Source organism: Aeromicrobium sp., assembly GCF_037719875.1.
In the GTDB taxonomy this organism is placed as follows: domain Bacteria; phylum Actinomycetota; class Actinomycetes; order Propionibacteriales; family Nocardioidaceae; genus Aeromicrobium.
This window is the reverse complement of sequence record NZ_JBBJMJ010000030.1, coordinates 1-9090: the sequence shown is the minus strand read 5'-3', so window position 1 is coordinate 9090 and position 9090 is coordinate 1. Positions and strand designations below refer to the sequence as shown.

General features: G+C 66.8%; 12 protein-coding genes. 10 read left to right on the top strand and 2 right to left on the bottom strand.

Translation table 11 applies throughout. From position 1 onward, the window contains the following. The coding region (locus tag WKF39_RS16510; RefSeq protein WP_340390429.1) for an IclR family transcriptional regulator C-terminal domain-containing protein at window positions 1-302 on the top strand (302 nt) is incomplete at its 5' end. Between the two features lie 51 nt (window positions 303-353). Here WKF39_RS16510 and WKF39_RS16505 read toward each other — a convergent pair. Then, on the bottom strand, window positions 354-632 hold the full coding sequence (locus tag WKF39_RS16505) for a MarR family transcriptional regulator (RefSeq protein WP_340390426.1): 279 nt from the start codon (window positions 630-632) through the stop codon (window positions 354-356). Continuing rightward, complete coding sequence (locus WKF39_RS16500; RefSeq protein ID WP_340390424.1) at window positions 611-796, bottom strand: hypothetical protein; 186 nt, start codon at window positions 794-796, stop codon at window positions 611-613. Before WKF39_RS16500 ends, WKF39_RS16505 begins: the two co-directional genes overlap by 22 nt. A gap of 72 nt (window positions 797-868) precedes the next feature. Between WKF39_RS16500 and WKF39_RS16495 the strand changes: the two genes are divergently transcribed. From WKF39_RS16495 to WKF39_RS16455, 9 genes are all read left to right on the top strand, one after another. Further along, window positions 869-1240: a cupin domain-containing protein gene (locus WKF39_RS16495; RefSeq protein ID WP_340390422.1), complete on the top strand. Its 372-nt coding sequence runs from the start codon at window positions 869-871 to the stop codon at window positions 1238-1240. 100 nt (window positions 1241-1340) lie between these two features. Further along, a complete protein-coding gene (locus WKF39_RS16490) occupies window positions 1341-2174 on the top strand; it encodes an alpha/beta hydrolase (RefSeq protein ID WP_340390420.1) in 834 nt (277 codons plus the stop codon). 137 nt (window positions 2175-2311) lie between these two features. Beyond that, entirely contained in the window at window positions 2312-3382 is a 1071-nt protein-coding gene (locus tag WKF39_RS16485; RefSeq protein ID WP_340390418.1) for a hypothetical protein, read from the top strand. Continuing rightward, window positions 3375-4043 (top strand): ABC transporter permease, encoded by a 669-nt coding sequence (locus WKF39_RS16480; protein WP_340390416.1) that lies wholly within the window; start codon window positions 3375-3377, stop codon window positions 4041-4043. The genes WKF39_RS16485 and WKF39_RS16480 overlap by 8 nt, the downstream gene beginning before the upstream one ends. Further along, window positions 4040-5263, top strand: a complete 1224-nt coding sequence (locus tag WKF39_RS16475) for an ABC transporter ATP-binding protein (RefSeq protein ID WP_340390414.1) — start codon at window positions 4040-4042, stop codon at window positions 5261-5263. The genes WKF39_RS16480 and WKF39_RS16475 overlap by 4 nt, the downstream gene beginning before the upstream one ends. 1 nt (window position 5264) lies before the next feature. Continuing rightward, window positions 5265-6053: an ABC transporter permease gene (locus WKF39_RS16470; RefSeq protein WP_340390412.1), complete on the top strand. Its 789-nt coding sequence runs from the start codon at window positions 5265-5267 to the stop codon at window positions 6051-6053. Between the two features lie 54 nt (window positions 6054-6107). Continuing rightward, the gene (locus WKF39_RS16465) at window positions 6108-7058 is read left to right on the top strand and encodes a glycine betaine ABC transporter substrate-binding protein (RefSeq protein ID WP_340390410.1); all 951 of its coding nucleotides are present in this window, start codon (window positions 6108-6110) and stop codon (window positions 7056-7058) included. A 69-nt stretch (window positions 7059-7127) separates the two neighbouring features. After that, the gene (locus WKF39_RS16460) at window positions 7128-7976 is read left to right on the top strand and encodes a nitrilase-related carbon-nitrogen hydrolase (RefSeq protein WP_340390408.1); all 849 of its coding nucleotides are present in this window, start codon (window positions 7128-7130) and stop codon (window positions 7974-7976) included. Window position 7977: 1 nt separating this feature from the next. After that, on the top strand, window positions 7978-9090 hold a 1113-nt coding region (locus WKF39_RS16455; protein WP_340390406.1), incomplete at its 3' end, for a gamma-glutamyl-gamma-aminobutyrate hydrolase family protein.

The following is a 9090-nucleotide window of genomic DNA, read 5'->3' as shown; positions in this document are numbered from 1 at the left end:
TCGCGTACGCCGGCACGATGCCGTCGGGACCCTTGCCGTCGTACACCAGACGCACGATCACTGACGTTGCGGCGCTGGCAGCTGAGGTCGTGGCGATCCGTCAACGCGGCTGGGCCCAGGCCGTCGGTGAACGCGAGGAGGACCTCAACGCGATCGCTGCCCCGGTGCGTGGCGCTGGTGCGGCCCTGACGGCGGTGCTCGGACTGCAAGGGCCGGCCGGCCGCTTCGGACCGAAGGCGATGCGAGCCGCCGTTGAGGAGCTGACAGCTCACTGCGCCGCGCTGTCTTCCGCCAGGAGGTAGCGGTGCCTGCACGGCACCCGTACAGCGACCATGACGCTGCCGAGGACATGGTCACCACGACGGCCGGACCCGGCCTGGGGTCATGATCGCACTGAGCGCGGCCTGGAAGGATTCGAACTCCGTCGGCCCGAGCCGCTTTCTCCACGTTTCGACGGTCTCAGCGGCGGCATCTTCGGCGGCGGCGGTGCATGCGCGCCCGCGCTCGGTGAGCACGAGTAGGCGGGCCCGGGCATCGCGTGCATCAATCTGACGTATGACGTATCCGCCCCTCACGAGGTGTTCGACGAGCTGGCTCGCCGCCTGCTTGGTTATCTCGAGGTGCAGCGCCACGTCGGCGGTGGTGGCATCGCCATCGCTATCCGGACGAATGCGAAGCCCTGAGCGGGTCGCACGTCGAGGAAGCCTCGGCGGGCGAGACCTTCCTGGATGCCTTCGACCAGCTGGCCGCTCAGACGCAGGACGCCAGCGGCTGTCTGCCAGCTGTCTATCGGCACGAGAACAGATTGACATACTGGTCCAAGTAGCCTGACCATAGTGACAAGTATCTTGTCTACTATGGGGGCGTCATGCCGTTCTATCGAGAAGCCGAAGCCAGCCCGTTCGAGAGACACGGCAGCCGCTTCCTGTCGTACGTCGCGCCCGCTCGCGGCAGTAGCCAGCTCTGCGCTTGGCGCCTCGAGATCCCGGCCGGCTTGCAAGGCGTTGCCCATCGCCCGACCCGCGAAGAGGTGCTGCTCGTCCTCGACGGTGAGCTGCAGGTGACCCTGGACGGCCTGAGGTCTGAGCTCCACTCCGGAGACGTCGCGCTCGTCCCTGCGGACAGCGAGCTGCGCATCGACGCCGGCCCTGCAGGGGCGACCGCCTGGGTCACCACCACACCCGGCCTCCAGGCTGTGTTGGCAGACGGCTCACGCATCTCACCTCCTTGGGCAATGTGACGACGTACGCAACAGAAGTCGCGCACCGCAACCCGCGGCTGGCCCAATCTCAGACTCTGACCCATGGCCGCCGTCTTCCGACCGTGCCAGGGTGGAATGCATGCACGGCTCAGATCCGACCTCCTGGAGGCTCGAGCAACGGGCTGCTACGGGGCTCGGCGAGATTGCGTGGGACGTTCTCGGCGACGGCCCACCGGTGGTGCTGGTGCACGGCACGCCCAGCCGATCGGTGCTGTGGCGCGACGTCGCCCCGCTGCTCGCCAAGCGATCCACTGTGTACGTCCTCGACCTTCTCGGCTATGGCCAGTCCGAGCGGCATGAGCAGCAAGACGTCTCCATTCGCATTCAAGCCCAGGTGCTTGCCGAGCTCGTGCAGACCTGGGGCCTGGAGTCGCCGACGCTGGTCGGGCACGACATCGGTGGTGCCACCGTGCTTCGGGCGCACCTCCTCGAGAGCACCCCGGCCGAGCGCGTCGTCTTGGTCGACGCGGTGGTGCTGCGGCCGTGGATCACGGCGACCACCCGCCACCTCAAGGCACATCTCGACGTCTACTCGACCATGCCAACACACATCTTCCGCGAAGTGGCCGCCGCGCACCTTCGAACCGCCACCGAGCGACCCATGGAGCCGGCCGTATTCGCCGCCTACTTCGACCAGTGGGAAGGAGAGCGCGGTCAACGGCTGTGGCTGCGAAACGTCTCCGGGTTCGACGAGCAAGACACCGCCGACTTCGAACCCATGTTGGACCAACTGCATACCCCGACTCGCATCGTGTGGGGCGAACAAGACCGGTGGCTGCCCGTCGACGTGAGCGCCGCGCTCGAGTCGAGGCTGCCCGCCGCAGACCGCGTCATCGCCTCGGCGGCAGGGCACTTCTCGCCGGAGGACCAGCCGTCCCAGGTGGCCGCGGCGATCGACGACTTCATGCGTTGAGTGTTCGCCGTACTTCGTGGTTGTCGGCGCGGATGCCCAGCATGTTCTCCCGGGCCGGCGTGCTGCTCGGCAGTAAGGTCAGACGGTGCGCAGGCCGGTGTGCTGCTGCTCGGCAGTAATTTCAGACGGGGGTTGAGATGCCTGACAGCACGATGTCCGGCCCGCTTGAGCTGGCCGTCCGCGGCCCCTTCGACCTGGCAGCGAGCACCCGCTTCCTCGAAGGCTTCGCCCCCGCCGACCGGCCCGATGCCGCAGCCGAGCCGGGGGTGCTCCGGCTCGCCTTCCCCGCCGATGACGGGTGGGCGCCGGTCGGTGCCGCTGTCCGCCAGCGCGACGGAGTGACCACGGTCGAGCTGACCGGAGCGCTCGGGGACCACCACGAAGCGGTGGCCGCCCAGGTCGCACGCATCTTGTCCCTCGACGTGGACGGGTCCGGCTTCGCCGACGTCGGGCGACGCGACCCGGTGGTAGCCGAGCTGCAGGCCCGCTACCCGGGCCTGCGCCCGGTGCAGTTCCACTCCCCCTACGAAGCCGCCTGCTGGGCGATCATCGGGCAGCGCGTCCGCATCACTCAGGCGGCCGCCGTCAAGGCTCGTCTCGCCGAGCAGCTGGGCGGTTCTGTCATCGTCGCCGGGGAGTCACTGACCTGCTTCCCCGGCCCTCAACAGCTGCGTGACCGAGCGATTCCCGGGCTGCCGACGGTCAAGGTCGAGCGGCTGCGGGCGGTTGCGGACGCCGCGCTCGAGGGTCGCCTTGCCGCCACCCGGCTCCGCTCTGTCAGCACCGACGAGGCCCTGGCGCAGCTGACCAGATCGGCATCGGGCCGTTCTCCGCCCAGCTCGTCCTCGCCCGCGGCGCCGGTCACCCCGATCTGTTCCCCACCGCCGAGCGCCGGCTGCATGAAGAGATGGCCCACGCCTACTCGCTCGACCAGCCCACCATCGACCAGCTCACCGCCCTCGCCGACGGCTGGCGGCCCTACCGGACCTGGGTCGGCCTCCTCCTGCGTACCCGCCGCGAGGACGACACCGCCGAGATCTCCCAGGGCGGTGCTCGGCGGCGGTGAGGGGGCTACGATCTGCGTTGCCGTTTGGGCAACGGTCTTGTGTGGCCTCGGTCACCGTGCCAAGGTCAGGAACACGCCGCACGGAGGGGACATATGGGAGTCACATCCGCTGATCGCATGCCGGAGGTACTGCCATGCCTGATGGTGTGAGCTGGTACTCGAGTCTCTGGACATACCTTCAGTTCACCTGGCGGGACGTGATCCAGCTCGCCATCGACCACTCAGTAATCGTGATCATCTCGGTCCTCATCTCGACGGTCATCGGCGTGGGCCTCGGTGTCCTCACCTACCGCACTGATCGTCCTCGCGAGCTTGTCCTCGGGGTGACCGGAACGTTCCTGACTATTCCCTCTCTGGCGCTGTTCACGCTGCTCATCCAGATGCCGGCGCTGGGTCTGGGCGCACCATCGGTCATCGTCGCACTCGCGATGTACGGCCTGCTGCCCATCGTCCGCAACACCATCGTCGGGCTCCGGGAGGTCGACCCGGCCATCGTCGAGTCCGCCCAGGGCATGGGCATGGGGCGGGCCGCGCGACTGTGGCGTATCGAACTGCCGCTGGCCTGGCCCGTCGTCTTGACCGGTTTGCGGGTGTCCACGCTGCTCCTCATCGGCATCGCAGCGATCGGCGCTTACATCAATGGTCCAGGTCTGGGCGAGCTGATCTTCGGCGCGAGCATCGGAAGTGCGGTCGCACTCAACGAGGTACTCGCCGGGACGTTAGGCGTCATCATCTTGGCCGTCCTCTTCGACCTCGTCTACGTCGTGATCTTCCGGTTGACGACCTCGAAAGGCATCCGATGACTGACACTCAACAGACAGCGCCAGACTCCGGGGCTGCGCCCGACGGCGGCACCATCAAGATCCGACTGGAGGACCTCGCCAAGCGCTTCGCCGGCCAACGCGAGCCCGCGGTCGACGACCTGTCGCTGGAGATTCCCGAGGGTGAAATCGTCATCTTCGTCGGCCCGTCCGGCTGCGGGAAGACGACCACGATGAAGATGATCAACCGCATCATCGAACCCTCCTCCGGCCGGATCTTCCTCGACGAGGAGGACGTCACCAAGGTCAACCCGGACCACCTACGCCGCCGGATCGGCTACGTCATCCAGCAGATCGGGCTCTTCCCCCACGCGACCATCGCCAACAACATCGCCACTGTCCCGAAGCTGCTCGGCTGGAAGAAAGAGCGAATCTCGGAGCGCGTGGACGAGCTGCTCGAGACGGTAGGGATGGATCCCGGCCAGTATCGGGACCGTTACCCCAAGGAGCTCTCCGGTGGCCAGCGGCAACGCGTCGGTGTCGCGCGCGCCATGAGCGCCGACCCCGACGTGATGTTGATGGACGAGCCGTTCGGCGCTATCGACCCGATCACCCGCGACCGGCTCCAGAACGAGTTCCTCCGCCTCCAGGAGCGGATCAAGAAGACAATCATCTTCGTCACCCACGACATCGACGAGGCGATCAAGATGGGGGATCGCATCGCGATCCTCCGGGAGCAGTCGCACATCGCCCAGTTCGACACCCCCGAGCGCATCCTCGTCAACCCCGCCGACGACTTCGTGGCTGACTTCATCGGCCGCGGCGCCTCACTGAAGCGTCTCAGCCTGAGCCGGGTGCGAGACGTCGAGCTGCACCAGTGGCCGACGGTGGAGCAAGGGGCGAGCCGGGACGAGGTGCACCGCCTGCTCGAGGCCAGCGACAAGAGTGCCGTCCTCGTCCTCGACAGCCAGCGGCGCCCCGTGAAATGGGTCAACGCCGACCATCTGCAACGTGCTGGCGGCAGCCGTCCACTCTCTGAGCTCGGCCTTCCTGCCGAGGCAGTGGTTCAGCCGAACGCGACGCTCAGCGACACGCTCAACGAGATGCTTTCTGCGCGCTACAGCACCGCGATCGTCGTGGACTCCTCCAACGCCTACCAGGGCATCGTCGACATCGACACGATCAACGAGACCGTGCGCAGCTTGCGGCGCGCGGAGCAGGGCCGCCTTCGTGGTGGAGACGACGAGCACGAGGACAGCTGACGTGTCCACGACCTCCAAGCCCCCGCTGGTCGCGTCCGCTGCCGCTGTCGTCACCGCTCCCCGTCGGCGACGTTCGCTCGGGGGCTACCTGTTCATGCCCGTGCTCCTCGCTCTCGTCCTGGTGTTCACCTTCGTGTCCATAAGCCGCAAGGACCTGGACTCGACCGAGTCGAAGCGTCTCGCGTTCGACTACATCGTCGCCAGGACCGTGGAACACCTCGAGCTGACGGTTATCTCGACGTTGATCGTGCTGGTCATCGCCATCCCGGTCGGGATCTTGTTGACCCGCTCCTTCGCCCGCCCGGTCACCCCCTTTGCTATCGCCTTCTTCAACATCGGTCAGGCAGTGCCGACGATCGGGCTGCTGCTCATCTTTGCGATCGTATGGAGCATCGGATTCGTGCCGACAGTCGTCGCCTTGGCCGCTTATACGACGTTGCCAGTGCTACGCAACACGATGGTCGGGCTCACCCAGGTCGACGCCTCGGTCATCGAGTCCGCGCGCGGGATGGGCATGACCAAGCTCGCCGTCCTCACCCGGATCGAGCTGCCGCTGGCGGTGCCGGTCATCATGGCTGGCCTCAGGACCGCACTCACCATCAACGTCGGCACGGCGACCCTCGGTGCGTTCATCGGCGCGGGAACTCTGGGCAGTCTGATCGTGTCGGGATACTCGGGTAACCATCCATTCATCACCATCATCGGCGGCATCTTGGTGGCGGTGCTGGCGCTGCTCGTCGACTACCTGGCTGGACTCGCGGAAGACTTCCTACGCCCGCGGGGACTGTGATCTGATGCAACAACACTCGACAACGGGAAACACCCAACGGAAGGTAGAGCCATCATGAGCTACTCAATGAAGTTGGCGCGGCTGACCGCGCTCGCCGCCGGGCTCACCCTGGTAGCTTCCGCATGCGGAAGCGGCGACAGCGGTGGTGGCAGCGGCGACCTGGCCGGCAAGTCGTTCACCGTCGGGTCCAAGGAGTTCACCGAACAAGTAATCCTCGGCCAGATCACGATCCTCGCACTCGAGGATGCCGGCGCGACCGTGAAGGACGAGACAGGCACCGAAGGCACCGCGCTCACCCGCAAGGGCCTCGAGAGCGGTGAGATCGACATGTACTGGGAGTACACCGGCACCGGCTTTATCGAAATCCTCGGGAATTCTCCCGAGGACGTGCCGAAGGACCCCCAGGAGTTGTTCGACGCGGTCGCCGAGCAGGACGCCAAGAACGGCGTCAAGTGGATCCTGAAGACGGAGGCGAACGACACCTACGCTTTCGCCGCTTCTCAGGAGACGTCTGACTCCCTCGGGGTGACGACGATCTCGGACTACGCAGAGCTGGCCAACAGCAAACCCGAGGATGCTTCTCTCTGCGCGGCCGCGGAGTTCCTCGACCGCGACGACGGGTTCCCCGGCGTGGAGGAGGCCTACGGTTTCAAGCTTCCCGACGACCAGATCACCGAGGTCGACCTCAACATCATCTACACCGCCCTGCCCAAGGCTGACCCTTGCAACTTCGGCGAGGTGTTCGAGAGCGCCGGCCAGATTCCCGCCAACGACCTGGTGGTGCTCGAGGACGACAAGCAGTTCTTCCCCGGCTACGAGCTGGCGCTGACTGTCAACGACTCGGTGCTCAAGGACTCCCCGGAGCTGGAGGATGTACTCCAGCCGATCGCCGACAAGCTCACCACCGAGGAGCTGCAGAAGCTGAACGCTTCCGTGGACGTGGACGGGCTGCCAGAAGAGGCGGTCGCCAAGAAGTGGCTGGAGGACAACGGCCTCATCGGCTGACAGCCATCGTCTGATCGTCTCGGATCCCGGACTCTGTCTGGGGTCCGAGACGTGTGAAGGGAAGGGTCCATGCGGATCAGCCTCGCCCAGCTCGACTCCCGGCTCGGCGAGATCGACGCCAACCTCGAGTCAGCGCGCCACGCAGTGGAGACAGCGGCCGCTGAGTCGGCGGACCTCGTCGTGCTGCCGGAGCTGTTCCTGTCCGGGTACTCCATCGGTGAGGTCGACGCCGACCTGTCGATGCGTCCGGACGACCCGCGGATCGAGAAGCTCGCCCAGTCCGCCGGCCAGGCCGGGCTCTGCGTCGGTTTCGTCGAGGCCGGCCCGCCAGGTGCGCACACCTACAACAGCACGGCGTACTACGAGGCGGGACGGCTGGTGCACGTGCACCGCAAGCTGTACTTGCCGGCGTACCAGCCGTTTGAGGAGCGCAACCACTTCACACCGGGACCGAGGTTGCGCGCCTTCGACGCCCGACCCGATACCCGGATGGCGGTGCTGTGTTGCAACGACGCGTGGCAGCCGCAGCTGGCTTTTCTGGCCACTCAGGACGGCGCCCAGGTCATGTTGGTGCCGGCGGCCAGCTCACAGAGCAGCTTCCCCGACCGCTACGACTCCCACGAGTACTGGCACGACATCACCCGGTTCTACGGCCGGATGTTCCAGGTCTTCGTGGTGTTCGTCAATCGCGTCGGCGTCGAGGGCCGGTTCCGGTTCTGGGGCGGCTCGCACGTCATCGACCCCTGGGGCAACGTCGTCGCGGAGGCCGAGCAGGACCAGGAGCAGATCCTGACCGTGGACATCGACCTCGCAGACGTACGGCGCCGTCGCCGCGCGGTCCCGCTGGTCAAGGAGGCGCGTCTCGGCCTGATCCAGCGCGAGATCGGGCGCCTGCTCGACGAGGGTGGCGATATGTAAGGTGACCGGTGCTGGATTGCGGACGCTGATCATCGACAACTACGACTCGTTCACCTACAACCTGTTCCATCTCGTGGCCGAGGTCACCGGAAGGACTCCGGAGGTCGTCCGCAACGACGAGCCGGGGTGGACGATCGCGGAATTCGATCGGTTCGACAACATCGTCATCTCGCCCGGCCCCGGCCGGCCGGAACGACAGGCAGACTTCGGCATCTGCGCCGATGCCATCCGGGCTGCCAGCCGGCCGCTGCTTGGCGTCTGCCTCGGCCACCAAGGCCTCGCCGCCGTCCTCGGCGGTGAGATCGGGGCGGCACCGGAGCCGGTCCACGGGAGGCAGTCGCAGGTGGTCCACAGGCAGGTCGACATCCTCGCCGGCCTGCCCTCACCCTTCGCGGCGGTTCGTTACCACTCGCTGCTGGCCCACCACCTGCCTGAGGAGCTCGAGGCCATCGGGTGGACTCCCGACGGTCTGGTGATGGCGCTCCGCCACCGCCATCAGCCGATGTGGGGAGTGCAGTTCCACCCCGAGTCGGTGTGCACCGAGCACGGCCACCACATCATGCGCAACTTCGCCGAACTGACCCGCCGCTGGCACGCCGCCCGGGCGGACAGCGAGCCGGCAGCGCGCAGCTTCTCCGTCCCGGCGGCGCGGATCGCCGGGTCTCGACGGTCTCGACAAGCTCGACCACCGGCTCGACCCAGCGGCTCACGTCGGACCGCCGAGACGCCCACCGAGGCCACTGGGACACCGCATGCTAACCGACCACCTCGGCGCCTGCGGGTCGCGCACCGCGCGCTGAAGCTGGACGTCGAGGCCGAGCAGGTCTTCGATGCGTTCTACCAGGGGTCGGACCACTCCTTCTGGCTGGACAGCAGCCTCCCGCATGCGGCGTACGGCCGGTTCTCGTTCATGGGTGATGCGTGCGGCCCGCTGGCCCGCATCGCGACGGCAGACGTGTGGGAGGGTCGCGTCACGGTGCGATCTACGGAGGGCACGCGCGTCGTCGAGGGCGCATTCTTCGACTGGATAGAGGCCGATCTGAAAGATCACCGGGTGGTCGCCACCGGCCTGCCCTTCGACTTCGCGCTCGGTTGGGTGGGTTACCTCGGCTAT